Below are 643 nucleotides of genomic sequence, written 5' to 3'. Positions count from 1 at the left end.
AGCAAACCGCGCTGCCGCTTCACTGGCGCTGGTAAAGCGAAAGCTGGAAGTGGTATAGATAGGCTCGCTATTTTCCTGCTCGCAGCCCCAGCTCTGGCCAGCTCTTATCGCCCGAGAGCCGAACCCCCGCAGCGGCTCATCTTCTCCATCGCTATCCAATTGATTATCTGCGTCTTTTTCAGTCGTGGTTATGGACATCGACCGTCTCAAGATTTTCCTCGTGACGCGATTTTTCCTTTGCCGCGTCGCAACGGGCTACCGAGAGGCCGTAAAGAAACTCCTCACTCACATCCCCGGTGATATACTCACCGTCGAAGCAAGAACAGTCGAGGCGCGTCAACTGATCATTGCCAGCCATTACCGCTGCTCGCAAATCCTCAATGTCTTGATAAACCATCCGGTCTGCACCGATCGCAGCAGTAATCTGCTCCTCATCGCGATCGTATGCCAATAATTCAGTGGCATTAGGCATATCTATGCCATAGACGTTGGGATAACGCACCGGGGGTGCCGCCGAGGCGAAATAGACCTGCTGCGCTCCGGATTCGCGGGCGAGCTGAACCAACTGCTGTGAGGTCGTGCCACGCACCACAGAGTCATCGACGAGCATGACCTTTTTGCCCTCAAACTCCAGCGGTATGGG

General features: G+C 55.1%; 2 pseudogenes. Both read right to left on the bottom strand.

The features are described 5' to 3' along the window. A pseudogene (locus CKO12_RS14460) lies at window positions 1-198 on the bottom strand (O-succinylhomoserine sulfhydrylase); the annotation flags it as partial. Beyond that, window positions 179-643: pseudogene (locus CKO12_RS14455) on the bottom strand (amidophosphoribosyltransferase); the annotation flags it as partial. The pseudogenes CKO12_RS14455 and CKO12_RS14460, both read right to left, overlap by 20 nt.

Origin of the sequence: Chromatium okenii, from assembly GCF_016583745.1 — a bacterium.
Taxonomy (GTDB): domain Bacteria; phylum Pseudomonadota; class Gammaproteobacteria; order Chromatiales; family Chromatiaceae; genus Chromatium; species Chromatium okenii.
Note: the sequence above shows the minus strand (reverse complement) of the source record. Positions and strands in the feature narration are given on the sequence as shown.